We start from the raw sequence: 25998 nt of genomic DNA on the forward strand, positions 1-25998 counted from the left end.
CGGGTGACCGGTGATGAACGAGGTCCGCGCTCGGTTCCCCCGATCCATGGGAGGACTACGGGTTGACCCGCATGGTAGCGTCCCGCCCGCGTCTCCGGGGAGACAACCAGGGTGGAAAGGCGAATCTTTCTGGGCGGCTCGGGGATCCCCGCGGGGGGTGAGCCTGCCCGCGCGCCCCACATCCGCGATGGCGGCGCCAGACCCTCGCTCTGACGCTTCGCTTGCAAGGCGCCCTCCCACGGCGCCCGACACCTGGCCGGTGCTGCGCCAGCAACAACAAAGCTGTTGCCGAAGTACAGGCCGTCTGTTAAAACGGATGCCGCGTCTGTGATGAGAGACGCCGGGCGTCCGACCCCGGCCGCTGGCCGTTGGCCCCTTGGGCCGAGAGGCGGTGGGGTCGTCGTGTGCGCGCCCGAAACCTTGAGGGCTTGTAATGGACATTCGCGTGACAGAGGCGGACGTCGTCGTCGTGGGCGGCGGCAGCGCAGGCTCCACTGCAGCGGTGGAGGCGCAGCAGCGATTGCCCCGGGGGAGGGTCGTCCTCCTCGAGAAGGCGCATATCAAGCGGAGCGGCGCCATCGCGATAGGCATGGATGGGCTGAACAACGCCATCATCCCGGGGCACGCGACGCCGGAGCAGTACGTGAAGGAGATCACGGTGGCCAACGACGGCATCGTGAACCAGCGCGCCGTCTATGAATATGCGCGCAACAGCTTCGCGATGATCCAGGAGCTCGATTCCTGGGGCGTGAAGTTCCAGAAGACGCGATCGGGCGATTTCGACGTCAAGAAGGTCCACCATAACGGGAGCTACGTCCTCCCGATGCCCGAGGGCTACGATCTCAAGAAGATCCTGACGCGCATGGTCAAGCGCGCCGGCGTGAAGGTCGTCAACCGCGTGATGGCGACGCGGATCCTCGTGACCGACGGCCACGTCGCCGGGGTGATCGGCTTCGACACCCGGGAAGGACAACTCGAGATCATCAAGGCGAGGGCGGTCATCCTGTGCTGCGGCGCCTCGGGGCGGCTCGGGCTGCCGGCGTCGGGCTATCTCCACGGGACGTACGAGAACCCGTCGAACGCGGGAGACGGCTACTCGATGGCGTACCACGCGGGCGCCGAGCTCTCGGGCATCGAGTGCTTCCAGGTGAACCCGCTCATCAAGGACTACAACGGTCCGGCGTGCGCGTACGTGACAGGCCCGCTCGGCGGGCACACGGTCAACGCGCGGGGGCACCGCTTCATCGAGAGCGATTACTGGAGCGGGCAGATGATGCTCGAGTTCTACCGGGAGCTCCACTCCGCGAACGGCCCCGTGTACCTGCAGCTCACCCACCTCGCCCCGGAGACGATCACCGAGGTCGAGCGGGTCCTGCACCAGACGGAGCGCCCGAGCCGCGGGCGCTTCCACGAGGGGAGGGGGCACAGCTACGCGAACGATCTCGTCGAGATGCACATCTCCGAGATCGGCCTGTGCAGCGGGCACAGCGCGTCGGGGGTCTGGGTCAACGAGAAGGGCGAGACCACGGTGCCCGGGCTCTACGCCGCGGGCGACATGGCGTGCGTGCCGCACAACTACCTGCTCGGCGCGCTCACCTACGGGAAGATCTGCGCCCAGAGCGCGCTCGATTACCTCACGCGCGCGCCCGCTGTCGAGCCGCTCGCCGCCGCGGTCGACGCCGAGCGGGAGCGCATCCTCGCCCCCCTGTCGCGGCGGAGCGGGGTGCCTCCGCACCAGTACGAGTACAAGGTGCGGCGCCTGGTGAACGATTATCTCCAGCCGCCCAAGACGGGGAACAAGATGGCGCTCGGGCTCGAGTACTTCCTGCGGGCGAAGGAGGAGCTCGAGGAGGTCACCGCGGAGAGCCCCCACGAGCTCATGCGGGTGATGGAGTGCCATTTCATCCGCGACTGCGCGGAGATGGCGGCGCGCGCGTCGCTGTACCGGACCGAGAGCCGCTGGGGCCTCTACCACTACCGGCTCGATTACCCCGAGATGGACGACCGCAGCTGGTTCACGCACGTGCAGCTGAAGAAGGACGAGCGCGGCGAGATGGTCGCCTTCAAGAGGCCGGTGGAGCCCTATCTCTTCCCGATCGACGACGGCGAGCGCAATGCCTACCACCGGCTGCGCATCCCGGCCGAGGAGCAGCGCGCGTCGGCCTGACGAGCGCGCGAGAACGCGAGAACACGAGGTCAATCAAGCGATGGGTCACCTGCTCAACCGCGAATCCGTCAAGGCGCAGAGCGCCAGGTCCGTGGGCCACGCCGAGGCCGCCGTGCGGCTCGATCTGCCTGTCGTCATCGACGAGGCGTCGTGCATCAAGGGCTGCCGCATCTGCATCGACTCGTGCCCGGTCGATTGCCTCGCGATCGATCCCGAGACGAAGAAGGCCCGCATGGCCTACGACGAGTGCTGGTATTGCCTCGCGTGCGAGATCGATTGCCCCAAAGAGGCCATCACCGTGAAGATCCCGTTTCTCATCCGATAGCGACACCACGGCGGAGACGACATGACACAGCCTTCGCTCGCGCGGGATCTCGAGGGCATCCTCGGGGATCCCGACCCCGGCGCGCGCCAGCTCGCGCTGACGCAGATAGAGGATCTCTCGGATCCGGAGATCATCCACCCCCTGATCGCGGCCGTCCGCGACGAGGATCCGACGGTGCGGGCGCTCGCGCTCGGGCACCTCGAGGATCTCGGCGACGCCCGCGCGGTGCCCGCCGTCCTCGGGGCGCTCGACGACGAGGACGCCCGCGTGAGGGAGGCGGCCGCCACGGCGCTCCGCGAGATCCGCGGGGCAGACGCCGCCACGCACCTCATCGAGGCGCTGGGGCACACGAGCCCGTTCGTCCGCACGTCGGTGATCGTTGCGCTCCGCGAGATCCGCGACCCGAGGGCGCTCGTGCCCCTCGAAGGGGCGCTCGGCGACCCGGATCCCGAGGTGCGTCGCGAGGCGGTCCTCTCCCTGGCCTACCTGCGGCGGCCCGAGTCGGCGCCGGCGCTCCGCCCGAGCCTGCGCGATCCCGACGCGCGGGTGCGGCAGGTCGCGATCGGCGCGCTCGAGTCGCTCGGCGCGCCGGGACTCGTCCAGGACCTCGTGGGGCTGCTCTCCGATCCGGACTGGCGGGTGCGGGTCGAGGCCGCCATCGTGCTCGGCCGCTCGGCGCACGGCCTCGCGGCGCCGCACCTCCGGAGCGCGCTCGACGACGGCGCCTGGCAGGTCCGGAAGGAGGCGGCGCTCGCGCTCGGGCGGCTCCGGGCCGCCTCGGCCACGGAGGACCTCGTCGGGCTGCTCGGGAGCGATCTCGCGGATCTGCGCAAGGCGGCCGCGCAGGCGCTCGGCGAGATCGAGGCGGCGGCCGCGGAGGCGCCGCTCCGCCGGCTGCTCGGCGACGCCGACGTCGAGGTGCGGAAGGCGGCCGGCCGCGCGCTCGAGGCCATCCGGACGGGGATCGGACGCGGCAACGAACGACATGAGACCTTTGCGAGGGATTGAACCGATGACCAGGGCACTTCGCGCGCTCGTCTTCCTCACGTTGCTCGCTGCGGTCGTCGCCGGGCTGTCGTGCAAGCCGGAGGCGAAGCAGACGATCCGGATCGCGATCGGGACGCAGGACACGACGATCAATTGCGCCACAGGCGGGCTGCTCATCCGGGAGCTCAAGCTGCTCGAGAAGCACCTGCCGAGGGACGGCAAGTACAAGGACGTCACCTACGAGATCGAGTGGAAGGACTTCACCTCGGGGCCGCCGCTGACGATCGAGATGGTGGCCGAGAAGCTCGATATCGGCGCGATGGCCGACTTCCCCGGCGTGCTGAACGGCGTGGCGTTCCAGAAGCAGGGGAACCGCAGCCGCTTCATCGCCACGCTCTCCGGCAGCGCGCTGGGGAGCGGCAACGGGATCGTCGTGCCGAGCGACTCCCCGGCTCAGGGCCTGAAGGACCTCAAGGGCAAGCAGATCTCGGTGCCGTTCGGGTCGTCGGCCCACGGCATGCTGCTCCGGGCGATCCGCGATCTCGGCTGGGACCCGGACAAGGACGTGACGCTCGTCTCGCAGTCGCCGGAGGTGGGCGGCTCGTCGCTCAAGGCGAACAAGATCGACGCGCACGCGGATTTCGTCCCGTTCGCTGAGCTCTTCCCCTTCCGCGGCTTCGCCCGGAAGATCTACGACGGCTCCGGCGTGAAGGTGCCGACGGCGCACGGCGTGCTGGTGCGCGAGGCGTACGCGGAGGAATACCCGGAGATCGTCGTGGCCTTCCTCAAGGCGGCGCTCGAGGCCGACCGCCTGTTCGCGGAGGAGCCCGAGAAGTACAGCGAGCTCATCGAGAAGGTGACGGGGGTGGACGCCGAGGTCGCCTACATGTTCCACGGCCCGCTCGGCATCCAGACGCGGGACTTCACGATCAAGCCCGAGGTCCGCCGCGCCCTCCAGGTGGCGGTCGACACGCTCACGCTGCTGAAGCGCACGGACACGACCCTCGATGTCGGCGCGTTCGTGGACGACCGGTACATCCGGCGCGCGGCGGCGGAGCTCGGGCTCGACTACGAGGCGCGGCTCGCGAGCTACGCGAAGCTCCCGCTGTCCGGGAAGGACGCCCTGTCCGGGGAGCCGATCGCCGAGCCGACGCTCGTCGCGCAGATCTGGGTCGCGGGCGAGCCGAAGGTGCGCGCGTACGCCAGCCCGGGCACGGCGCTCGCCGCGCTCGGGCAGCTGACGATCGAGGGCAAGGAGATCCGCGCGGTGTTCGTGCACGATCGCGCGAGCGGGGTGAAGCTCCTGGCCGATCGCGCGTGGTACGCGAGGCGCCCGGACGGCGGCCTGTCGGCGTTCCTGGCGAAGGAGGACGCGGAGCGGTGGGCCGCGGAGAACGGCGCGGCGGTCGTCGACCTCGCGACCCTGCGGGCCGAGCGCGCGAAGCTCACGGCGGCGGCGCCATGACGATGATCTCCGAGCGCAGCGCGCCGGCCGGGGCGGAGCTCGCCGGCGGCGCGGCCTTCGCGCCCGCCCCGGCGAGCGCGGCGTTCGCGCCCGCCCCGGCGAGCGCGGCCTTCACGCCCGCAGCGGCGAGCGCGGCCCGGCGGGGCGCCCCGCCCCCTGCGCCGGGCCGCGCGCCCCGCGACGGGCGCCCGCGCCGCGACCTACGCCGTGCCTTCCTGCGCGCCCTGTCCGTGGCGGCGTGCGTCGGCCTCTGGCAGTGGGCGTCGATGACCCGCGCGGATCTCGGCGTCGTCACGTTCCTCAACGTGCCCGCGCCGACCGACGTCCTCGGCGCGGCGCGGGAGCTCTTCGCCTCGCCGAAGCTCTGGCAGCACCTCGGGAACAGCGTGTTCCGCGTCCTCGCGGGGTTCGCCGCCGCGGGCGTCACGGGGGTCGTGCTCGGGCTCCTCATCGGCAGGTCGCGGCTCGCCGAGGACACCCTGCTGCCGCCGCTCGAGATCCTGCGCCCCATCCCCGGCGTCGCCTGGCTCCCGCTCGCGATCCTGATGTTCCCGTCGGCCGAGCTGAGCATGATCTTCATCACGACCATGGGGGCGCTGTTCCCGATCCTGATCGCGACGATCCACGGCGTGGGCGCGCTCGATCCGCGGCTCATCGCGAGCTCCCGCAGCCTGGGCGCGCGCCCGCTCCGCCTGTTCCTCGAGGTGGTCCTGCCGGGCGCGCTGCCGAGCATCGTCACGGGGATGAGCATCGGCATGGGGACGTCCTGGTTCTGCCTCGTGACCGCCGAGATGATCGGGGGGCAGTACGGCATCGGCTACTTCACCTGGGAGTCGTACAATTTGCAGCGCTACCCGGACATCGTCCTCGGCATGCTGCTCATCGGCCTGCTCGGGATGCTCAGCAGCGCGCTCGTCCTGCGGGTCGGCGCGTGGCTCACCCCGTGGCAAGAGCCCCAGGAGAAGGGCCGATGACGCTCGACGCGAACCGCGCGGCGCGCCGGGAGAGCCCGGGGGGCGCCGTGGAAATCCGCGGCCTGTCCGTGGCCCTCGGGACGGGCGCCCGACGCGTCGAGGCGGTGCGCGACCTCGACCTCCGCGTCGAGGGCGGCGAGCTCGTGAGCCTGCTCGGCCCGTCCGGGTGCGGGAAGTCGACGATCCTGAACGCGGTCGCCGGGTACGTGGCGCCGGAGCGCGGCAGCATCGTCGTCGGCGGCGAGCGGGTCGAGGGGCCGGGGCCGGCGCGCGGCATGGTCTTCCAGCAGAGCTCCCTGCTCCCCTGGAAGACGGTGCTGAACAACGTCGGCTTCGGCCTCAAGGTGCGCGGCGTCCCCGAGCGCGAGCGCAGGGAGGCGTCCCGGCGCCTGCTCTCGCTTGTCGGGCTGTCGGGGTTCGAGGACGCCTACCCGGCGCAGCTCTCCGGCGGCATGCAGCAGCGCGTGGAGATCGCGCGCGTGCTGATCACGGAGCCGCGCGTCGTGCTGATGGACGAGCCGTTCAGCGCGCTGGACGCCCAGACCAGGCTCTCGATGCAGGAGCTCTTGCTCGACGTCTTCCGCCAGGTGCGCACGACGGTGCTGTTCGTCACGCACGACATCGACGAGGCCATCTTCCTGTCCGACCGCATCGCCCTCATGACCCGCCGCCCCTGCCGCGTCGGCGCGGAGATCGCGGTGCCGTTCGGGAGGCCGAGGACCGCGGCGATCGTGGGCTCCGGCGAGTTCGCGGCGATCAAGCGGCGGTGCCTCGAGGCCCTCCGCGACGAGCGCGCCGCCGTCGCGCACCGCCACGACCTGGAGGCCGAGACAAGCGCGTGAGGCGCGGGCCGGCGCGCCGTGCCAGGGCCGCGGGGGCGCGGCGCCTCGGGTCCGGCGGCTCCGGTCCTCTCGTACGCGCTTGATGTCCCGGGCGTTCCTCCTTACTACCGAGCCGAGAGGAGTGTTCCCGATGCTCAAGAGATTCCTGCGGGTGACTGACGTGCCGTTCTCGGCCTCGGTCGGGCTGCTCGCGCTGCGCGTCGTTATCGGCGTCGCGTTCATGTTTCACGGTTGGGGGAAGATCCAGGCCCCCTTCAGCTGGATGGGGCCCACCGCGCCCGTTCCGGGGTTCTTGCAAGGGCTGGCCGCGCTCGCGGAGTTCGGGGGTGGCCTTGCCTGGATCCTCGGCCTCCTGACGCCGCTCGCGTCGCTGGGCCTCGCCGCCACCATGGCCGTCGCGGTCGCGGTTCACGTCGGAAACGGCGATCCGTTCGTCGCGATGGGCGGACCCTCCTACGAGGCAGCGGCGGTGTACCTCGGCATCTCGGTTGCGCTCCTCCTCGTCGGGCCGGGGAGGCTCTCCGTCGACGCGGCGGTCTTCGGGACGAAGCGCTGAGCTCTCGCGCGCGCCCTCGCGCGGTCCGCGCGCCCTCGCGCGGTCCGCGCGAGGGCGTCGCCGCTCGCTCTCGCGCGGCCGATCGGAGCCGCGCTGCCCTGCTGCGTCCGGCCGGGCGGAGGATGTCGGCACGCGCTGGAGCGCCCTGATCCATCTGGGTTGGACAGCGCGTGCGCCGACCCATGTGCGCGCTTGAATTGCGCCTGTGAAGCCGCGCCGTCCCGACACTATGCTCCGGTCGGGAGGACCCGATGAGAGACGCCGAGGCGATGGCGCCTTCGAGCAGCGCGCGGCGCGGAGTCGTCATCGCAGCGACCTGTTCGTTCGCCGTTGGGTGCGTGACGCTGCTCGGCTGGTGGATCGGGGCGACCGCCCTCGTCGCCATCGCGGACGGCCTGCCGCGCATGATGCCCAACACCGCCGTCGCCCTCGTCCTGGCGGGGGTGTCGCTCTGGGCGCTCGGCGCGCGGGAGTGTCCGGCGCGTTTACGCCGGCTGGGACATGCGTGCGCCGCCGTCATTCTCGCGCTCGGCCTCGTGGTCCTCGCGCAGTACATCTTCGCCTCGGATCTCGGCATCGATCGCGTGCTGTTCGCGGGGAGCGTGGATTTCCCGAGCAAGTTCCCGGGCAGGCCCCCGCCGAACGCCGCGCTCTGCTGCGTCCTGATCGGCCTTTCGCTCCTCTCGCTGCGCGTGAAGACGCGGCGAGCGTGCCTGTTCTCGGAATGGAGCGCGCTCCTGGCCGCGGCGCTCGCGCTGACGGCGCTGACCGGCTACGTGTTCGGCGTCGGCTACTTCTATGGGCTGCCGCCGCTCTTTCCGTTCACGGGCATGGCGCTCCACGCGGCGATCGCGTTCCTCGCTCTCTGCGCCGGGCTCCTCATGGCGCGGCCCGATTGCACGACGTTCGCCACGCTGACGGCCAGCCGGTCCGGAGGCATCCTGCTGCGGCGCTTCCTGCCCTACGTCGTCCTCGTTCCGCTCGTGATCGGCCGCCTCTTCCTGTTCGGCGCGGATCGCGGGGCATACCCCATCACGGCGTCGTTATCGCTCGCCTCCGCCATCACGACGCTCCTGCTCGGGGCCATGCTCTGGGTCAGCGCGGCGCGCATGAACCTCCTCGACGAGGCGCGGCAGCGCGCCGAGGAGGCGCGCGCCTTCCTCGCCACCGTCGCGCAGGCCTCGGACGACGCCGTGATCGGCACCTCGCTCGACGGGACCATCCTGACCTGGAACCCGGCGGCGGAGCGCCTTTACGGCTACTGCATCTGCGAGGCGATCGGGAAGAAGCTGCCCCTCCTGTGCCTGCCCGAGCGCGCCGCCGAGGCAGAGGCCGTCCTCGCGCGCCTGCGCCGCGGCGAGCGCGTCGAGCGCTTCGAGGCCGTGAGCCGGACCAAGGACGGGAAGAGCATCGACATCGAGGTCACGGTGTCGTCGATCGTGGACGCGTCGGGGCGCGTCACCGGCGTCTCGACGATCTGCCGCGACATCGGGCGCCGCAAGGCGATGGAGGCCGAGGTCTCGCGCGCGCACGAGGCGGAGCGGCGCATCCGCTCGCAGCTCGAGGCGGTCATCGAGCAGCTGCCTGAAGCGGCGGTCCTTGTCGACACCAAGGGGCGGCTCATCAGCTGCAACAAACTAGCGCTCCAGTACGCGTCGGGCGCCGGGGACGATCCCGATCCCTGGGGCAACCGGCTGTGTTTCGAGCACAGGACGCCGGCGGGAGAGCCCCTCGCCTGGGACGAGCGCCCGCTGTTCCGGGCCCTTCAGCGCGGGGAGGGCGTGACGGGCGCCGAAGGGCTCTTGCGGCGCGCCGACCGGGGCCTCGTCCCGGTGCTGGTCAACGCGGCTCAAGTGCGCTCGAACGACGGTGAGCTCCAGGGCGCCGTCGCCGTCTTTCATGACATCTCGGCGTTCAAGGAGCTGGAGCGGCAGCGCCAGGAGTGGATCGGCGTCATCGCTCACGATCTCCGCCAGCCCATCCAGGTCATCGCGACCGCGAGCCGGCTCCTGGGTCGCGCGGCCGGCGAGCGGCCCGTCGCGGACTGCCAAAAACAGCTCGACAGGATCACCTCGTCCATCGAGCGGCTGCGCCGCATGATCGACGACCTCCTCGACGCGTCGCGGATCGAGGCGCGGCAGCTCACGCTGGATCGTTCGCCGGTCAATCTGCGCGCCCAGCTCGGCGAGATCCTCGAGAAGTCGGCCGAGGTGACCGCGGGTCACGCCCTGCGCCTGGAGGTGAAGGGCGATGTGCCCGCCGTCCTGGCGGACCCAGGGCGGCTCGAGCAGATCGTCACCAACCTGCTCTCCAACGCGGCCAAGTACGGTCGGCCGGAGGGCGACATCGCGGTCGCGGTCGACGCCGGGCCGGGCAGCGCGCACGTCGCGGTGACCAACTGGGGCGGCGGTATCCCGGAGGCGTCGCTCCCGTACCTGTTCAAGCGCTTCTGGCGCGCGCCCGACGCCGCTCCGCGCAGCGTCCGCGGCGTCGGTCTCGGCCTCTACATCACGAAGGGCCTCGTGGAGGCCCACGGGGGCAGCATCTCCGTCGAGAGCAGCCCCGGCGGCGCGACGACATTCCGCTTCTCGCTGCCGTTCGCGCCCGATACCGCGCGAGCCGTCGGGGCGTAGCGCGCAGACAGCCCCTCTCTACCCCTCTCTGCCCCTCGCTCCTGGTTCCTGCTCCACCGGCGACCCCATCCCGAGAAGCGGGCTTTCAGGCGAGCTCGTCAATTGCCATCGGCGAGCTCGTCGATGGGTCGTCCCAATCCTCCCAAGATCGCAGAGACGTTTATCCCGTCGCTGTCCGTTCTCCGTAGTCCGTTTTGCGGTGCTGCCATCCTTTCGCAGGTTTCTACGGCTCAGATCGTCAGAATGATTGCAGAAGGAACTTCCTGAGGTTCGTATCCTTGCTACACCTGAGATCCGCTCCGGCCCGACGCCGGAGCAGTAAGGTGGCGCAGCAGTGAATTCCTGGTTCTTGCAGGTGAGTAAGCGGCTGGGGCCCGCGGGGCGCCGGCTTTGGGTGCTTGGGTTCATGGGGGTGGTGCTTGCGGTCACGCTCGGGCTCGCCCTGCGCGCGGCGGGCGAGTCGTCGACGCAGCGTACGGCGACGTACACCGAGCTCCTCCAGATCGCGCAGGCGGGGCAGGCGACCGCGGTCGAGGTGAGCGGGGATCGCTTCCTCGTGCGTCAGGCGGGCGGCGCCGCGGTGACGGCCGTCGTCGACGAGCCGACGCTCCGGCAGGAGCTGGTCTCCCGGTTCGCGGGCGCCGGCGCCTCTGTCGACTTCGCCTCCCGGGAGGATCCGTCGCGCGCCGCGTCCGCGGTGCTCCCGGTGGTCGTGCTGGCCGCGGTCGGCTTCGCGCTCTTCACGGTGAGCCGGCGGCGCAGCCCGAAGGTCTTCTCCGACGTGAAGGCCGGGGCGGCGCGGGCGGCGGTGCGCTTCGCCGACGTCGCGGGGATGCACGAGGTCAAGCAGGAGCTCGCCGAGACGGTCGAGTTCCTGAAGAGCCCCGATCGCTTCGCGCGCCTCGGCGGCCGCCCGCCGCGCGGCGTGCTGCTGACGGGCGAGCCCGGGACCGGCAAGACGCTGCTCGCGCGCGCCGTCGCGTGCGAGGCGGGCGTGCGGTTCCTCTCGGCGTCGGGGTCGAGCTTCCAGGAGATGTTCGTCGGCGTGGGCGCCTCCCGCGTCCGCGCGCTCTTCGCCGAGGCGCGCAAGTCCGCGCCGTGCATCGTCTTCATCGACGAGATCGACGCCGTGGGGCGGGCTCGCGCGAAGGGGCACGGCGACTCCGCCTCCGCGGAGCACGACCAGACCTTGAACCAGCTGCTCGTCGAGATGGACGGGTTCGACCACGAGACCGGCATCGTGGTCATCGCGTCGACCAACCGCGCCGACATGCTCGACCCGGCGCTGCTCCGGCCGGGGCGCTTCGACCGCAAGGTCACCGTGCCGCTCCCGGACGTGCGCGGCCGCGAGGAGATCCTCAACGTCCACGCCGGGCCGATCCCGCTCCAGGGGGAGGTCGATCTCAGCTACATCGCCCGCGGCACGCCGGGCTTCTCGGGCGCCGACCTGGCCAACCTCCTGAACGAGGCGGCCATCCTCGCGGCCCGCGAGGGCGCCGACGCCGTGGACCCGACGCACATCGACCGCGCGCGCGACCGGGTGCTCATGGGGCTCGAGCGCAAGGGGGTGCTCGTCGACGAGGACGAGCGTTATGCGACCGCCGTCCACGAGGCCGGGCACGTCGCGGTCGGGCTGCTCGCGCCGAGCTGCGATCCCGTGCACAAGGTGTCGATCCTGCCGCGGGGCCGCGCGCTCGGCGTGACCCAGGCGCTGCCCGAGAAGGATCGGCTGATGTACCGGAAAGAGTACCTCGAGGATCAGATCTGCATGCTGATGGGCGGCCGCGCCGCCGAGATGGTCGTCCTCGGGACGATGACGGCGGGCGCCTCGGACGACATCCAGCGCGCCTCGACGATCGCGTGGAAGATGGTCGCGGAGCTCGGCATGAGCCACCTCGGCCCCATCTGCGTCGGCGACGGGCACCCCTCGCGGAGCCCGGCCCTGCTCGACCGGGTCGACGAGACGGCGCGGGCGCTCACGGAAGCGCAGCTCTCGCGCGCCATCGAGATCGTGAGGTCCCGGCGCGGCGAGATCGAGGCGCTCGTCAGGGCGCTCCTCGAGAAGGAGACGCTCGGCATGGACGAGATACAGGCCTGTTTCCCGGCCGATCGCAGGCCGCGCCCCGAAGGCCAGGCCGCCTGACCGGCGGAGGCTCGAGGACGCCGGAAAGGGAAGTCCTTTCAGGCGTCCTCGGCGGCAGGCCGCCCGCTCGCCGCGCGCGTCCGGCGCTCTCCGCTCTCCCCTCTCGCCCGCCGGACTCGACTCTTCCCCCTGCAGCCCAGCCGTCTCCTCTCGTCTCCGACGCTCCCGCGCGTGTGGCTGGCGTGTGAAGAGCCTGTTGTCCGAGATACGTTGTGCTCGGAAAGCTCGCTTCCCGGCCGCGCGCGCCGGATCCGATCCCGGCGCGGGGCTTTGAGCCGCGGCGCGTCGCGCCTTCCTTTCCGTCCGGAGAGGTCAAATCTCCCCTTGCGATTGCCGGGCAAGCTGGTGAAGTGTGGCCACTTGCATGCATGGATTCTGTTTCGTTCGCGTGTCTCTCGACAGGGCACCCTCTCCGTGTTCGCCGATGGCCAGGCCTCTCACGGGCCGCTCCCTGAGCCCGGCGCGGCCGTCGCGGGCTCTCCTGCCCCGCGTCGGTTCGGAGGCGTGCGGTGCCTGAGCCTCGGATACTGATCCTGTCGAACAGAGATCCGGAGGAAGTCGTCGACGAGCCGCCACTCGCGCAGCGGGTGGGGAGCGGGCGGCTCCGGCTCGGTCGCGAGGACGGCAGCGCGGTGGTCGCGGAGAGCGTGCTCGCGGCCCTCGCCGCGGCCCCGGGCGTGCGCGTGGCGCACCGGCCTGTGCTCCGGCCGAGCGAGGTGCTCGCGGCCATCGGCGACCATCGCCCGGACGTGATCTTCAACCTGTGCGAGGCGCTCGACGGCGACAGCCGCCACGAGGTCATGTGCGCGTGGCTGCTCGCGGGGCTCGATCTCCGCTTCACGGGCAGCGATCACGTCGCGCTCCGGAGCTGCCTGCACAAGGCCGAGGCGAACCGGATCCTCGCGCGCGCCGGCGTGCGCGTGCCGGCGACGGTGCGGGTCGAAGGCCCGGATCGCATCCCGGAGGTCGCGTTCCCGGTCATCGTCAAGCCGGAGCGCGAGGACGGCTCGATGGGCATCGATCGTGGCTCGGTCGTCCACGATCGCAGGGCGCTCCGCGACCAGGTCGCCGCGGTCGTCGCGCAGTGCCGCCAGCCGGTGGTGGTGCAGCGTTACGTGCACGGGCGGGAGATCTCGGTCTCGCTGCTCGGGTGGCCGACGCCGCGCGTGCTGCCGCCCGGCGAGATCACGTTTCAGGGCTTGCCAGAGGGGCACCCGCACGTGGTCACGTACGAGTCGAAGTGGCGCCCGGAGACCGCCGCGTCGATCGGGACGCCCTCCTCGGCGGCGGTGCTGCGGCCGCTCGATCTGCGCCGGGTCGTCGCCGTGGGCCGCCGCGCGTTCGAGGTGCTCGGGCTGCGCGACTACGGCCGCGTCGACGTGCGGCTCGACGAGCGCGGCACGCCGCACGTCATCGACGTCAACCCGAACTGCGATCTCTCGCCGGACGCCGGCTTCGCGCGGGCGGCGGCGCGCGCCGGCCTGTCGTACGCCGACGTCGTCTGGGAGATCCTCCGCGCGGCGCTCGCCCGCGGCGCGCGCCACGACGACCTGCTCCGCGCGCGGGGCCGCGCGCCGGCGCGCGGCCGCGCCGCGGCGCGCTCCGCTGCCCGCGGCGCCCTCGCCGCCGCGCCCGAGGCGCCGTGATCACCCAGCGCGGCCTCCGCGCGGAAGATCGGCCGCTCATCGCCGCGCTGCTCGATTCGGTCCCGGCGTTCACCGACGACGAGCGCGCGGTGGCGCTGGAGCTCGTCGACGTGACGCTCGGCCAGCCTTCGACGGACGGTTATGGCTACCGGTTCGTGCTGAGCTTCCTGGGCGCCCCGGGCGGCGACGGGGCGCCGCGGCTCCTCGGGTACCTCTGCTATGGCCGCACGCCGATGACGCAGTCCACGTACGACCTGTACTGGATCGCGACCTCGCCCGATTTCGCCCGGTCGGGGGTGGCGCGGGGGCTCGTGGCCACGATGGAGAGCGAGATCGCGCGCGAGGGCGGCGGCCTCGTGCGCGTGGAGACGGGCAGCCGGGAGGGGCACGGCGCGGCGGTGCGCTTCTACGACGCGGTGCAGTTCACGCGGGCCGCGGTCCTCGCCGACTTCTACGCGCCGGGCGACGATCTCATGATCTACACGAGGCGGGTCGCCCCGGCGCGCGCCCCGGCGGCGCCCTCGGCCGGCGAGGCGTCCGCGCGCGGCGAGGCGCCGGCGCGCGCGCGCGGCGACGCGCCCGCACGCGGCGACGCGCCCGCACGCGGCGACGCGCCCGCACGCGGCGACACGCCGCCGGGCGAGCCTGCGCTCTACGACGCGGCGTTCGGCTACCGCGACTACGCCGCCGAGCGCGACTTCCTGCTCGCGTGCGCGCGCCGCTTCGGCGGCCGCCCGGTGCAGCGCGTCCTCTCGTGGGCCTGCGGGCCCGCGCGGCACCTGGAGGCCTTCGCGGAGCTCGGCGTCGGCTGCGCCGGCGCGGACGGCTCGGCGGCGATGATCGCCTTCGCGGAGCGCGCCGCGGGCGCCCGCGGCGCCGGGGCGTGCATCCGCTTCTCGTGCGCGGAGCTCGACGAGCGCCCGGACGTCGCGCCGGTCGATCTCTCGTTCGTGCCGCTCTCGGCGATCCACCAGCTGGCCACGCCGGCGGCGCTCGAGCGCCACCTCCGGCTCGCCGCCTCGCTGCTCCTGCCGGGCGGCGTCCACGTCATCGAGGCGACCCACCCCGCCGATCTCACGCCGTCCGGCGTGAACAGGACGGAGTGGACCGAGCTGCGCGGCGAGCAGTCGATCGACGCGCGGTTCCGCATCCATATCGAGCGGTCGACGCCCGATCGCGTGGTGCCCGTGACCCTCGAGGTGGTGTGCTCGGCCCGGCGCAACGGCGGCGCGCCGAGGGAGCTCTCGTCGATCCGGCAGGAGGCGACGTGGTACGTCCCGGACCTCGCCGGGTGGCGGCGCGTCGCGGAGCGGGTGCCGGAGCTCTCGCTGGTGGCGACGCTCGGCGACTTCAACGTCGACGTGCCGTTCGAGCACGCCGCGGCGTGGCGGCTGATCCTGGTGCTGAAGCGCCTCTGATCGATCGAAGCCGCGCGCGGCCGCGATCAGTTCATATCCCAGAAGTACTTGCCCCCGCTCGGCGGCGGCTCGTCCGCGCCGCCGCCGGGGCCGCCCGCGTCTCCGTCGCGCGTCAGCTGGAGCACCTCCTCGAGCGAGCTCGCCTCCTCGCGCCAGTACGCCTCCGTGCCGAAGTGCGGAAAGGTCCTCGGGAAGATGGGGTCGTGCCATCGCCGCGCGATCCATGCCGCGTAGTGGATCATGCGGAGCCCTCGGAGCGGCTCGATCAGCCCGAGGGTCGAGCGGTCGAAGCGGCGGAGCTCCTCGTAGCCCTCGATGAAGAGCTCGCGCTGCTGCCGGGCGGCCTCGTCGCGGCCGGGGAGGAGGAGCCACAGGTCCTGCACGGCGGGGCCGACGACCATGTCGTCGAAGTCGAGCACGCGGAGCGCGCCGTCGCGCAGGAGCAGGTTGCCGGGGTGCAGATCGCCGTGGATGCGGTGCACGTCGACGCCGCGCAGGCGCTCCTCGGCCGCGTCCGCGACGGCGCGCGCGGCCGCGAGGTACCGCCGCTCGACGGCCGCGGGGATGAGCTTGCGCTCGACGAGCCAGCCGAGGTCCTCGCGCGCATAGGTGTCGGCGGAGAGCCGGACGCGGTGCTCGGCGGCGCTGGCCGCGCCCACGTTGTGGATGCGGGCGGCGAGCCTGCCGAGGCGCACGAACAGCTCGTCGCCGAGCTCGTCGGGGGCGCGGCCGCCCATGCGCTCGAAGAGGCAGTACGGGATGTGGTCGATCTGCTTGAGCGTCTCGCCGTCGGGGAACGGGCGCGTCGGGCAGACGGGGATCTCGGCGTCCGCCAGCTCCGCGAGGAACCGGTGCTCCTCGAGGATCTGCTCCCGCGTCCAGCGCCCCGGCCGGTAGAACTTGGCGATGACGCGGGTGCGATCCTCGCGCTCGACCTCGTAGACGCGGTTCTCGAACGAGTTCAGCGGGTAGCAGACGCGGTTGCAGTGGACGCCCGCGGCCTCGACGGCCTCGATCACCTTGTGCGGCGTCAGCGACAGGAAGAGGTCGGTCGGGGTGGTGGTGCTCATGGTGGGGAGAGTTGAGCACCGACCGGCGTCGCGCTCGACGAGAACTTTCGCCGCGCGCTGCCGGAGGCCGTTGCCGCGCGGCGAGCGTGGTTACCGCGCGGCGAGCGTGGTTGCCGCGCGGCGAGCGTCGTTGCCGCGCGGCGAGCGCCGTTGCCGCGCGGCGAGCGCCGTTACCGAGCGGCGAGCGCCATTACCGGGCGGGCCCAGGGGCGCTGTGTCAAGCGCGGCCGCGATACGCTATCCTGAGGACCGCATGATGGAAGAAACGCAGCTTTCGTTTCGCCACCTCGAGCTCAACAGGCTCGAGGCGATGGTCGAGATCATGTTCCTCGCCGCATACGCTGACGGGTCCATCAACGAGGCCGAGCGCGCCGAGCTCGCGCGGCACGCGGCGGCCATGAGCGAGGGGCGCCTCGGGGCCGACCTCGTCGAGTCGCTCATCTCCATCATCGAGCGCTCGGTGCGCGACGAGGGCAGGAGCGGCCGCTTCGCGGCGCTTCGCGTCCGCCTGCCCGACGTGCGGATGCGCGAGGCCGCGATCGAGCTGGCCGTCCGCCTCGTGGCCGCCGACGGCGTGATTCACGAGAGCGAGCACGCGCTGCTCGTCGAGGCGGCCACGGCCCTCGAGGTGCCGATCGCGTTCAAGGGGCGCGTCGTGCCCGGCTCGGCCCGCTGAGCGGCGCGAGGGGCGACCGCGCCGTGGCGATCCCGGCGCGCGCCCCGGGGGGCCTCGCTGGCTATCGGGCGATCCTGAACGACATCCGCTGTCGATGTACCCGTCGAGCGCCGGTGTGGCGCGCAGGGAATGCGTCGTGCGACGACCGTTGCGCCGACGGATCCGTCGCGCGCGCGTCCCGGGACCGCGCCGGCGGACGACGCGCCGCGGCTGCGGACGATGCGCGCGCCGGTCGCGGCGGACGGCGCGCAGCCCCCGGGGCGAGTCGATGGCCGCGGGCGCCGGATCTGATGCCTCCACACCGCAATCCGGCGCCGCGGCGAGCGGGAAAGAGGCGGATCTGCGGCGATTTCCATCGGCCTGCTCCTTGCAGCACACGTGGGCAAGGACATGGACAGCCACCGAACTGACAGCTCCACGACGCCACATGGCGGCTCGATGGATCCCGCGTCGAATCGATCCCGCCCCCCGAGCGGGGGCCGAGCCTCTCAGCGTGCGTACCGCTCGCCGCGGTCTCCGCGCTGGCTCGCATCTCACCGCCCTCCGTTCGAGCCCGTCGACCTCCGGACATCGGGCCGCCTGTCGAGGCCGTCCGGCTCGGCCTTCCGTCAGGGCGGGGACGTCGCGCCGCTGGAGACGCCGAGCGACGCTCCGGCCACCCCGGCGAGCGTACCGCCCGCCACGCTGCGGACCGGTCTTGCCGGCGCGCCCCCCGCCGCCGCCCGGGCGGTTCCTGCGAACGACCCGTGCTCCGCCGCGCTGCGGCGCTACGCCCCAGGCGACGTCCTCGGGGGGCGCTATCGCCTCACAGAGCTCCTCGGAGAGGGCAGCATGGGCGCCGTGTGGAAGGCGCGGAATCTCTCCCTGAGCCTCGATGTCGCGCTGAAGCTCATCCGTCGCGACTGCGCCGTCCCCGAGGCCGCCTCGCGGCTGATCCGGGAGGCGCAGGCGACGGCGCGGGTGTCGCACCGCGCCACGGTGCGGATCTTCGATCTCTGCTTCACGGAGGAGGGAGAGCCGTTCGCGGTGATGGAGCTCCTCCAGGGCCGGTCGCTCGCCCAGGCGCTCGCCGAGTCGGGCCCGATGTCGCCCATCTCCGCGGTCCAGCTGCTCCTCCCCGTGATCGGCGCGCTCGGCGCGGCGCACGGCGCGGGGGTCGTGCACCGGGACGTGAAGCCGGCGAACATCGTCCTCGTGCGCGAGGGCCGCCGCACGGTCCCCAAGCTCATCGACTTCGGGATCGCGTTCACCGCGGAGCGCGCGGCGAGCGACGAGCGGAGGGAAGCGCTGGTCGGGAGCCCCGCCTACATGGCGCCCGAGCAGGTCCGCGGCGGGCAGGAGTCGGACGCGCGCGCCGACGTGTGGAGCGCGTGCGTCGTGCTCTACGAGCTCGTGAGCAGCCGTCGCCCGTTCGGCGGCCCGAGCAGCATCTCCATCGTGCACGACGTGCTGCGCGCCGCCCCGCCGCGCCCGGAGGCCCTCGAGCTGCACCCGCGGCTCTGGGAGATCATCGAGCGCGGCCTGGCCAAGGACCCTGATGGGCGCTTCACGACCATGGCCGCGCTCGGCCGCGCGCTGGCCCAGTGGGCGATCGCGGCCGGGGTCGCCCACGACGTGACGGGCGCGTCCCTCGTCGACTACTGGCTGTCGTGAGAGGGGCTCTCAGTACGTCACGCCGCAGCCCTTCGCGTCGGCGAAGGCCTTGATCGTCTCGAGCTCGGCCGTTGTCGCGTCGCTGTAGGCCCAGCTGATCGCGCCCGCGTATCCCTGGCTGTACCAGCTCTCCAGGAGCGTCGGCAAAGCGGCCGTCGCCAGGCCGGCGATCGGGAAATCCCCCATGATGACGGGCTTGTCCGTGATGCCGTAGTCCTTGGGCGACTGGTTGTAGGGCCAGTACAGGTTGACCCGGTCGTTGATATGAAAGGTGTAGAAATCGACGTCGGTGTCTCGCCAGGACCGCGCCCACTTCATCGACGCCGAGCCGATCGTGACGAGCGCCGCGCTCTCCGCGCGCAGCGCCCGGATCGCCTCGCCGAGGAACGCCGCCATCTGCGCGTGCTCGATCGGATCCACCTGGGCGTCGGGCTCGTAGCGAGGGCCGTCGTCCGGGCTCGGTCCGGTCATGGCCAGCTCGGGCTCGTTGATCACGTCCCACGCGACCATCCGGTGCCGGTAGGGGCTCTGCGCGACGGCCCTGGCGATCGGCCGGACGACCTTGTCTATCAGCTTCGCGCGCCGCTTTGCGTCCTTCACGATGGGGGTGATACCGACGGTCTTCACGTCGGCGTCGATCCGCGTCGGGTGGAAGTTGTCGAAGGAGAACAGGCAGAACACCAGGTTGACGTCCGCCTCCTCGGCGAGCTCGAGCGCCTTCTGGACGTCGCGCCGCGTCGTCCCGCCGAGGCCGGTCGGGTTCTCGCTCGTGTCGAAGACGACGCTCTCGCCCCGGATCTCCGGCAGCATCCACCACCGCGCGACGCTCGCCCCGTGAGCACGGATGTCGGCGAGGTTCTTCGCGTGCGTCTCCGCCTCGTCCGCGACGCCGCGCTTGTCCCACGCGGCGATGCCGCCGAAGTCACCGGCGAAGTTGTGCCACGCATAGTTCATTCCGAACATGAAGCGCTTCTTGCAGCCGATCGTGATACCAGCGCTCTCAGCGGGGCACTCGTCGACACACTCCATGCTGTCGATCGGCGCGCCTCCCTGTCCTCCGTGGCCACCCTCGGAGGAAGCGCCCTCGCCGCCGCCGCCGGCGCCGCCACCGCCCTTGCCGGCCGCCCCGCCAGCAGGCGGGCTCTCGCCGGTGCAGGCGACGAGGACCAGCGCGGCTGTTGCGATGAGCGCGCGGAGACCCGGTGGGCAACGGAGTGTGTTCATAAGGACAGCAGGGTGATCGTACGCGTGCTGTCACGCGAACGCCATCCTCGGGTGGCGGCGCGGGCAGCGAGCGGGCTGCGCGACGCGGGCAGGAAGGGCGGCGCAATGCGGGCAGGCTGGACGGCGGGCGAGGCGGGGCGGCGCCGGCGGGGTTCCCCTTGAAACCTGCTTCCCCGCCCGGCTATGGGAGGGGTTCGGGCGCCGCTCGGGCCCCGAACGCCCCGCTTGCGGGAGGAGAACCACCGATCATGAAAGCGCGCGCAGCCGTGGCCCACAGGGCCGGCGAGAAGCTGACGGTCGAGGACGTCCAGGTGGAGGGCCCTCGCGAGGGCGAGGTCCTCATCGAGATCAAGGCGACGGGCGTCTGTCACACCGACGCTTACACGCTCTCAGGAAAGGATCCGGAGGGGCTCTTCCCCGCGATCCTCGGCCATGAGGGCGCGGGCGTCGTCGTCGACGTCGGGCCGTCCGTGAAGAGCCTCAAGAAAGGCGATCACGTGATTCCCCTCTACACGCCGGAGTGCCGGCAGTGCTCTTATTGCACGAGCGGAAAAACCAACCTCTGCCAGGCCATCCGCGCCACGCAGGGGCGCGGGCTCATGCCGGACGGAACGAGCCGCTTCTCGATCGGCAAGGAGCGGATTCACCATTACATGGGCACGTCGACCTTCTCGAGCTTCACCGTCCTGCCCGAGATCGCCGTCGCCAAGATCCGCGAGGACGCGCCGTTCGACAAGGTCTGTTATATCGGCTGCGGCGTGACGACGGGTATCGGCGCCGTCATCAACACCGCGCAGGTGAGGCCCGGCGACAACGTCGTGGTCTTCGGCCTCGGCGGCATCGGGCTGAACGTGATCCAGGGCGCCCGGATGGCCGGCGCCGACATCATCGTCGGTGTCGACATCAACCCGAAGCGCCGCGAGCTGGCCGAGAGGTTCGGCATGACCCACTTCGTCAACCCGAGCGAGGTGGCGGGGGATCTCGTGCCCTACCTCGTCGATCTGACCCGGGGCGGCGCCGATTTCAGCTTCGAGTGCATCGGCAACGTCAAGGTGATGCGCCAGGCGCTCGAGTGCTGCCACAAGGGCTGGGGGACGAGCATCATCATCGGCGTCGCCGGGGCCGGCGAGGAGATCGCCACGCGCCCCTTCCAGCTCGTCACCGGGCGCGTCTGGAAGGGCACCGCGTTCGGCGGCGCCAAGGGGCGCACCGACGTTCCCAAGATCGTCGACTGGTACATGGAGGGCAAGATCAAGATCGACGAGCTGATCACCCACACGATGCCGCTCGACGACATCAACCGCTCCTTCGACCTCATGCACGAAGGCGAGTCGATCCGCAGCGTCGTGCTCTTCTCCTGAAGCGGCGCTCGACGCCGGCCGCCTCGCGCGTGACCGCAGGGGCGGACGAGCGCACTAGGCCGCTCGGCGCGCGGGCCTGGCGCGCGCCGAGCGCGGCGCGTGCGCCATGCCCGCGCGATAGCCTGCTCTTCGGGGCGCATGTCGGTGCCATGTCGGTGCCCTATCGGCGGCGACGGGTGCTGCAAAAATGCTGACCCATGTGACATCATTCGCCGCCATGGTCCATGTCACCTCCCTTGCGGGGCTGCCCGCCAACGCCCTCGCGGAGCCGAACGCGGCGATCGCGGCGTGCGATGCTGTCGTCCTCGTCGCGCCGTCGCCCATCGCGAAGTACGCGGGGGGGCTCGGGTCCGCCGTGGGCGCGGTGGTCGAGGCTGCGGCGCGCGTCGACTCCGCGCTCGAGGGCAAGAGCGCTCCGCTCGTCCTGCCGGCGCCGGGGGTGCCTGGCGGGCGCCTGGTGCTCGCGCCGATGGGGCCGCTCTCGGAAGATGTCGATGACGTCCGCTCCGTCGCGGAGGCTGCGGCGGCCGGCTTCGCGCGGGCGGTGGACGCGGGGGCGAGCCGGCCGCTGCTCGTCGTGCGCGCTCCGGTGGGCGCCGCGCCGCGGTTCGCGCGGGCCGTCGAGGTGGGCGCGCTCGCCGCGCTCGGGAGCCAGTGGACGCCGCTCGAGGCGCGGGAGGCGGAGATGGCCCCGCGCTCGGCCGAGTCGGTCGCGGTGCTCGGGCTGTCGGAGGCGCGCGCCCGCGAGATCGCGGCCGTCGAGGTCGGTCGGGCGCTCTGCCGCGACATCACGGGCACCGAGCCGGAGCGGATGGCGCCCCGCCGCGTCGCCGAGCTGTGCGAGGCGGCGTTCGCCAGGACGGGGGTGCTCGTCAAGATCGAGCGCAACGTCGATGACTATCCGCTCATCAGCGCGGTCTCGCGGGCGTCGCGGGTCGTCGAGCGGCACCGGCCGTGCGTCGTGCGGCTCGACTACAGGCCTCGCGGGGAGATCCGGCGAACGGTGCTGCTCGCGGGCAAGGGCGTCACCTACGACACGGGCGGCGTCGACCTGAAGACCGACGGGCACATGGCCGGCATGTCCCGGGACAAGGGCGGCGCCGGCGCGGTCGCCGGCCTCGTGCGCGCGGCCGCGGCGCTCGGCCTGGAGGGCGTGCGCATCGTCGGGCTCCTCGGGCTCGTGCGCAACAGCATCGGCGAGGAGTCCTATGTGAGCGACGAGATCATCCGCAGCCGCGCCGGCGTGCGCGTCCGGATCGGCAACACCGACGCCGAGGGGCGCCTCATCCTGGCTGACCTGCTCGCGCTCGGGCGGGAGCTCGCCATGAGCGGCGCGCCGGATCCTATCGTGTTCTCGGTCGCGACGCTGACCGGGCACGTCTACCGCGCCCACGGGCCTTACACCGGCGCGATCGGCAACTCCGCCGCGCGGGCGGAGCTCGATCGGCTCGACGTCCTCGCGGAGCGCTGGGGCGAGCCGATGGAGCGCGTCCGGCCGCGGCGCGAGGACTACGCGTTCGTGGCGCCCCGGTCGAGCGCCGAGGACGTGGTCTCCTCGAACCGCCTCGCCTCGGTGAACACGCCGCGCGGGCACCAGTTCCCCTTCGCGTTCCTCGACATCGCCTCGGGGCTCAAGGGCGGGGCGCTGCCGTTCATCCACCTCGACATCGGCGGCGTCGGGGTCGAGTCGGCGGACTGGCAGTTCGGCCGCCCGACAGGCGTCCCGATTCCCAGCTTGACAGCCTATCTTTCAGGCGAATCCTAACCGATAGCAGCGGGAAGGAGGAGACAGGGGGCCTTCCGAGCTCTCGTGGAGAATCGGGAAGGAGCCCGTGTTTTCCGCGCTCGATGGGCGGGTGATCCGTTCTTGGTGGCCGGGGTGGGGGGGCGGCCCGAGCGGATGTGTTGCGCGGTATCATCGGGGCGATGGGGGCGGCCGGCACGTCGCTGGCAAGCTGGGCCGTCATGCGGAGAACTCGCTCGACCACGACCGGCCATCGCGCATCGATCCCGCGCGCGCTCGCCGGGGGACTCGCCCTCGCGGCCACCGCGTGCAGCACGGGGGAACGGGGGATCAACCTGGATGTACCGCGCCTGCCGGCACAGCGCGACAGAGGCGATGTCCTGCCGGCTGTCACGAGCGACGGCGAGCAGGCCGAGCGCGCGCAGCCGGCGCCCGATACGGCCGGGATCACGAGCATGGCAGTCCCGATCGGGAGCACCGGATTGGCCCGTGGACGGTCGACGGTGGTCGTGAAGGGCTCGCTGGAGCGCGTGCGCGCCGCGGTGCTCTCGTTCGAGCGGTATCCGGAGTTCATGCCGCACTACAAGAAGTGCCGCCTGCTCGGGCGCACGCCCGCGGGCGGGTGGGATCTCTACATGGAGGTCTCGGCCCTCTCGGGCGCGGTGACGATGTGGGCGCGCATCGAGATCCAGAAGCCGGTCGTCGAGGATGGCGTCGAGACGTACTCGTCCCGCTTCATCTCCGGCAATGTGCAAGATCTCCAGGCTATTTGGCGGCTCGAGAAGATCGACGCCCAGTCGACGCGCCTGTCCCTCGAGGTGTTCCTCCGGCCGAAGCTGCCGCTTCCGAAGAGCCTCCTCAACGCGGAGAACCTGGACGGCTCGGCGCGCGCCGTCGCGGCCATCCGGGCGCGCGTCGAGCAGGCGCAGGACGGGAATCGCTGACGCGCGCCGGAGCGAGGCGGCGAGGCCGGCGTCACCCGCCCGAGGCGAGCCTCCGGACGGGGTTGGGCACGTCGAGCCGCGCCGCCGTGGCGCCGTAGACGACCCGCTCGGTGCCGGGGTCGCCCAGGAACTCGTAGGGAAAGCCGAGCGGCACGCGGCTCGCCGCGTCGAGCCTCTCGAGGGCCGCGGCGGGCAAGACGACGTCGAGGCAGCCCAGGCAGTCCTGCATCTGCTCGGGTTTCCGGGCGCCGATGATGGGGATCACCTGCGCCGGGCGCGACCTGAGCCACGCGAGGGCCACCTGCGCCGAGGAGCAGCCGAGCTCCTCGGCCACCGCGTCGACCGCGCGCGCGACGCGCAGGCCCCGCTCGTCCAGGCGCCCCTGGTTCATCGCCGCGCGCGCGGCGTCGTTGCCGCCCCCCCGCGTGTACTTGCCCGTCAGCACGCCGCCGGCCATGGGCGCCCACGCGAGCACGCCCAGGCCGAGCCGGGACGCCATCGGGACGAGCTCCCGCTCCACCGTGCGCTCGATCAGGCTGTACTCGATCTCGATGCCGACGAACTGCGACCAGCCCCGGAGCTCGGCGATCGCGTTCGCCCGGGAGACGACCCAGGCAGGCGCGTCGGACATGCCGACATAGAGCACCTTGCCCGCGCGCACCACGTCGTCGAGCGCGCGCATGAGCTCGGCCTCTGGCGTCGTCCAGTCCCACGCATGGACCCAGAGCAGATCGATGTAGTCCGTCCCCAGGCGCTTGAGGCTCGCCTCGACGGACTGGACAAGGTTCTTCCTGCCGTTGCCGCTCGCGCTCGGATCGGCGTCGTTCATGGAGAGCGAGTACTTGGTCGCGATGACCCACGCGCCGCGGTCTCCGCGGACGAGCTCACCGACGATCCGCTCGGCGCTGCCGTTCGTGTACTTGTTGGCGGTGTCGATGAAGTTGCCGCCGCGGGCGCGGTACGCCTCGAGGATGCCGCGGCACGCCTCGGCCGAGGCGCCGAAGCCCCAGTCCTCGCCGAAGGTCATGGTGCCAAGGCTGATCTCCGAGACCTTGAGCCCGCTGCCGCCGAGCAGCTTGTAACGCATCTCCATGGTCGTCCTCCTCGGGCGAAGTCGTCGCCCGGCGACGGGCATCCTAGGGCGGGCGGGAAGGGCCCTATAGAACGCCGCTGCGCTCCCTGGAACCGGGCTGCTGCGTTGACCGGCCCCGCGCCGCGGGCGCATGCTGGGGCCGGCTCTCCGATGATCTCCCGCGTCTCCCGCAGCGCCATCCCGTTCGTCCGCGCCGGCACCCGCGAGCCCATCGAGGCGCTCCGGCAGGCGGAGATCCGCGCGTCCAGCCGCTCGCTGCGCTGGACCGGCGTGGTGGCCGAGCTCGGCGTGAACCCGTCCTGGGAGACAGACCACCTCGCCGTCGCCGGCCATTACATCGCCATCAACCTCGCGGACGCGCCGCTGCGCTTCGAGCGAAAGGGCCAGCGCGGCTTCGAGCGCGTGGAGATGCCGCCCGGCAGCCTCTGGCTCCAGCCCGCAGAGGTGCCTTTCTCCCATCGCGTGAGCGAGCCCACGATCTATGGCGCGCTCGTGCTCGACCCCGCGCGGCTCGCGCGGCTCGCAGGGGTGCGGGAGCTGCTGATCGAGCCCTGCGTGGGGCTCGTGGACGCCCAGATCGAGCATGTGCTCCGCGCGCTCTTGGTCGAGGTCTCGCGCGGCGGCGCCACGGGCGCGCTCTTCGCGGACGCGATGCTCTCCGGGCTCGCGGCGCGCCTCGGCGCCCGCCATGCGGTCCGGGCGGAGCGGCCGGCCCGGGGCGGCCTCTCCCCTGCGACGCTGCGGCGCTTGCTCGACTACATCGAGGCGCACCTCGGCGACGATTTCGGGCTGGAGGCGCTCTCCGGGGTGGCCGGGCTGAGCCCAGCGCACATGGCGCGGGAGTTCAAGCGAGCGCTGGGGGAGCCGCCGCTCGCCTACGTGACGCGGCGGCGGCTCGATCGCGCGCGCGAGGCGCTGCTCGCCGGCGACCGCCCGATCGGGGAGCTCGCGCGCGCGCTCGGCTTCGCCGACCAGAGCCACCTGACACGGCTCTTCAAGCGGCGGTTCGGGATCACCCCGGGCGCGCTCGCCCGTACCCGCTGATCGCCGCCCGGCGGCGTGAGGCGCTCGCGGCCC

At 72.1% G+C, this 25998-nt stretch carries 20 protein-coding genes; 17 read left to right on the forward strand and 3 right to left on the reverse strand.

Annotated elements, in window-relative coordinates; genetic code table 11:
- Positions 1 to 433 precede the first annotated feature (433 nt).
- From WME95_RS15450 to WME95_RS15500, 11 genes are all read left to right on the forward strand, one after another.
- Positions 434 to 2167, forward strand: coding sequence for a fumarate reductase/succinate dehydrogenase flavoprotein subunit (locus WME95_RS15450; RefSeq protein ID WP_437909133.1), 1734 nt, complete (start codon positions 434 to 436; stop codon positions 2165 to 2167).
- A gap of 40 nt (positions 2168 to 2207) precedes the next feature.
- Positions 2208 to 2492, forward strand: coding sequence for a 4Fe-4S dicluster domain-containing protein (locus WME95_RS15455; protein ID WP_012235387.1), 285 nt, complete (start codon positions 2208 to 2210; stop codon positions 2490 to 2492).
- Positions 2493 to 2513: 21 nt separating this feature from the next.
- On the forward strand, positions 2514 to 3500 hold the full coding sequence (locus WME95_RS15460) for a HEAT repeat domain-containing protein (protein WP_437909134.1): 987 nt from the start codon (positions 2514 to 2516) through the stop codon (positions 3498 to 3500).
- A 4-nt stretch (positions 3501 to 3504) separates the two neighbouring features.
- On the forward strand, positions 3505 to 4944 hold the full coding sequence (locus WME95_RS15465) for an ABC transporter substrate-binding protein (RefSeq protein WP_437909135.1): 1440 nt from the start codon (positions 3505 to 3507) through the stop codon (positions 4942 to 4944).
- Positions 4941 to 5918, forward strand: a complete 978-nt coding sequence (locus WME95_RS15470; protein WP_437909136.1) for an ABC transporter permease — start codon at positions 4941 to 4943, stop codon at positions 5916 to 5918. Before WME95_RS15465 ends, WME95_RS15470 begins: the two co-directional genes overlap by 4 nt.
- Positions 5915 to 6760 carry an ABC transporter ATP-binding protein gene (locus WME95_RS15475; protein WP_437909137.1) on the forward strand — a complete coding sequence of 282 codons (846 nt, stop codon included), beginning with the start codon at positions 5915 to 5917 and terminating at the stop codon, positions 6758 to 6760. Before WME95_RS15470 ends, WME95_RS15475 begins: the two co-directional genes overlap by 4 nt.
- Before the next feature lie 130 nt (positions 6761 to 6890).
- Positions 6891 to 7316 (forward strand): DoxX family protein, encoded by a 426-nt coding sequence (locus WME95_RS15480; protein WP_437909138.1) that lies wholly within the window; start codon positions 6891 to 6893, stop codon positions 7314 to 7316.
- Positions 7317 to 7567: 251 nt separating this feature from the next.
- The gene (locus tag WME95_RS15485; protein ID WP_437909139.1) at positions 7568 to 9949 is read left to right on the forward strand and encodes a PAS domain-containing sensor histidine kinase; all 2382 of its coding nucleotides are present in this window, start codon (positions 7568 to 7570) and stop codon (positions 9947 to 9949) included.
- 406 nt (positions 9950 to 10355) lie between these two features.
- Positions 10356 to 12092 (forward strand): ATP-dependent zinc metalloprotease FtsH, encoded by a 1737-nt coding sequence (gene ftsH, locus WME95_RS15490; RefSeq protein WP_437909140.1) that lies wholly within the window; start codon positions 10356 to 10358, stop codon positions 12090 to 12092.
- Positions 12093 to 12601: 509 nt separating this feature from the next.
- Positions 12602 to 13738, forward strand: coding sequence for a D-alanine--D-alanine ligase family protein (locus WME95_RS15495; protein WP_437552618.1), 1137 nt, complete (start codon positions 12602 to 12604; stop codon positions 13736 to 13738).
- Complete coding sequence (locus tag WME95_RS15500; protein ID WP_437909141.1) at positions 13735 to 15156, forward strand: GNAT family N-acetyltransferase; 1422 nt, start codon at positions 13735 to 13737, stop codon at positions 15154 to 15156. Before WME95_RS15495 ends, WME95_RS15500 begins: the two co-directional genes overlap by 4 nt.
- 26 nt (positions 15157 to 15182) lie before the next feature.
- Here WME95_RS15500 and WME95_RS15505 read toward each other — a convergent pair whose 3' ends face one another.
- Positions 15183 to 16226 carry a serine/threonine protein kinase gene (locus WME95_RS15505; RefSeq protein ID WP_437909142.1) on the reverse strand — a complete coding sequence of 348 codons (1044 nt, stop codon included), beginning with the start codon at positions 16224 to 16226 and terminating at the stop codon, positions 15183 to 15185.
- A gap of 253 nt (positions 16227 to 16479) precedes the next feature.
- On the opposite strand from WME95_RS15505, the gene WME95_RS15510 reads away from it, so the two are divergent.
- A complete protein-coding gene (locus tag WME95_RS15510; RefSeq protein WP_437909143.1) occupies positions 16480 to 16902 on the forward strand; it encodes a tellurite resistance TerB family protein in 423 nt (140 codons plus the stop codon).
- A 759-nt stretch (positions 16903 to 17661) separates the two neighbouring features.
- Complete coding sequence (locus tag WME95_RS15515) at positions 17662 to 18555, forward strand: serine/threonine-protein kinase (RefSeq protein ID WP_437910990.1); 894 nt, start codon at positions 17662 to 17664, stop codon at positions 18553 to 18555.
- A 9-nt stretch (positions 18556 to 18564) separates the two neighbouring features.
- On the opposite strand, the gene WME95_RS15520 is transcribed toward WME95_RS15515, so the two are convergent.
- Positions 18565 to 19779 (reverse strand): hypothetical protein, encoded by a 1215-nt coding sequence (locus WME95_RS15520; protein ID WP_437909144.1) that lies wholly within the window; start codon positions 19777 to 19779, stop codon positions 18565 to 18567.
- 248 nt (positions 19780 to 20027) lie between these two features.
- Between WME95_RS15520 and WME95_RS15525 the strand changes: the two genes are divergently transcribed.
- The 3 genes from WME95_RS15525 (at position 20028) to WME95_RS15535 (ending at position 23828) form a co-directional block, all read left to right on the forward strand.
- Positions 20028 to 21140, forward strand: a complete 1113-nt coding sequence (locus WME95_RS15525) for an S-(hydroxymethyl)glutathione dehydrogenase/class III alcohol dehydrogenase (protein ID WP_437909145.1) — start codon at positions 20028 to 20030, stop codon at positions 21138 to 21140.
- Positions 21141 to 21339: 199 nt separating this feature from the next.
- Entirely contained in the window at positions 21340 to 22905 is a 1566-nt protein-coding gene (locus WME95_RS15530; RefSeq protein ID WP_437909146.1) for an aminopeptidase, read from the forward strand.
- A 200-nt stretch (positions 22906 to 23105) separates the two neighbouring features.
- Positions 23106 to 23828 (forward strand): type II toxin-antitoxin system RatA family toxin, encoded by a 723-nt coding sequence (locus WME95_RS15535; protein ID WP_437909147.1) that lies wholly within the window; start codon positions 23106 to 23108, stop codon positions 23826 to 23828.
- A 31-nt stretch (positions 23829 to 23859) separates the two neighbouring features.
- Here the strand turns inward: WME95_RS15535 and WME95_RS15540 are convergent, their stop codons facing one another.
- Complete coding sequence (locus WME95_RS15540; protein WP_437910991.1) at positions 23860 to 24915, reverse strand: aldo/keto reductase; 1056 nt, start codon at positions 24913 to 24915, stop codon at positions 23860 to 23862.
- Between the two features lie 156 nt (positions 24916 to 25071).
- Here WME95_RS15540 and WME95_RS15545 point away from each other — a divergent pair, with 156 nt between their 5' ends.
- Positions 25072 to 25965: a helix-turn-helix domain-containing protein gene (locus tag WME95_RS15545; protein ID WP_437909148.1), complete on the forward strand. Its 894-nt coding sequence runs from the start codon at positions 25072 to 25074 to the stop codon at positions 25963 to 25965.
- Positions 25966 to 25998: the final 33 nt, after the last annotated feature.

The organism is Sorangium sp. So ce327, from assembly GCF_051530205.1.
Taxonomy (GTDB): Bacteria; Myxococcota_A; Polyangia; order Polyangiales; family Polyangiaceae; genus Sorangium; species Sorangium cellulosum_B.

What these genes read in the sequence shown, in the direction of transcription:
- WME95_RS15450 (WP_437909133.1), top strand. Translation starts at nt 434, where the DNA reads ATGGACATTCGCGTGACAGAGGCGGACGTCGTCGTCGTGGGCGGCGGC.
- WME95_RS15455 (WP_012235387.1), top strand. Translation starts at nt 2,208, where the DNA reads ATGGGTCACCTGCTCAACCGCGAATCCGTCAAGGCGCAGAGCGCCAGG.
- WME95_RS15460 (WP_437909134.1), top strand. Translation starts at nt 2,514, where the DNA reads ATGACACAGCCTTCGCTCGCGCGGGATCTCGAGGGCATCCTCGGGGAT.
- WME95_RS15465 (WP_437909135.1), top strand. Translation starts at nt 3,505, where the DNA reads ATGACCAGGGCACTTCGCGCGCTCGTCTTCCTCACGTTGCTCGCTGCG.
- WME95_RS15470 (WP_437909136.1), top strand. Translation starts at nt 4,941, where the DNA reads ATGACGATGATCTCCGAGCGCAGCGCGCCGGCCGGGGCGGAGCTCGCC.
- WME95_RS15475 (WP_437909137.1), top strand. Translation starts at nt 5,915, where the DNA reads ATGACGCTCGACGCGAACCGCGCGGCGCGCCGGGAGAGCCCGGGGGGC.
- WME95_RS15480 (WP_437909138.1), top strand. Translation starts at nt 6,891, where the DNA reads ATGCTCAAGAGATTCCTGCGGGTGACTGACGTGCCGTTCTCGGCCTCG.
- WME95_RS15485 (WP_437909139.1), top strand. Translation starts at nt 7,568, where the DNA reads ATGAGAGACGCCGAGGCGATGGCGCCTTCGAGCAGCGCGCGGCGCGGA.
- ftsH (WP_437909140.1), top strand. Translation starts at nt 10,356, where the DNA reads ATGGGGGTGGTGCTTGCGGTCACGCTCGGGCTCGCCCTGCGCGCGGCG.
- WME95_RS15505 (WP_437909142.1), bottom strand. Translation starts at nt 16,226, where the DNA reads ATGAGCACCACCACCCCGACCGACCTCTTCCTGTCGCTGACGCCGCAC.
- WME95_RS15510 (WP_437909143.1), top strand. Translation starts at nt 16,480, where the DNA reads ATGATGGAAGAAACGCAGCTTTCGTTTCGCCACCTCGAGCTCAACAGG.
- WME95_RS15520 (WP_437909144.1), bottom strand. Translation starts at nt 19,779, where the DNA reads ATGAACACACTCCGTTGCCCACCGGGTCTCCGCGCGCTCATCGCAACA.
- WME95_RS15525 (WP_437909145.1), top strand. Translation starts at nt 20,028, where the DNA reads ATGAAAGCGCGCGCAGCCGTGGCCCACAGGGCCGGCGAGAAGCTGACG.
- WME95_RS15535 (WP_437909147.1), top strand. Translation starts at nt 23,106, where the DNA reads ATGCGGAGAACTCGCTCGACCACGACCGGCCATCGCGCATCGATCCCG.
- WME95_RS15540 (WP_437910991.1), bottom strand. Translation starts at nt 24,915, where the DNA reads ATGCGTTACAAGCTGCTCGGCGGCAGCGGGCTCAAGGTCTCGGAGATC.
- WME95_RS15545 (WP_437909148.1), top strand. Translation starts at nt 25,072, where the DNA reads ATGATCTCCCGCGTCTCCCGCAGCGCCATCCCGTTCGTCCGCGCCGGC.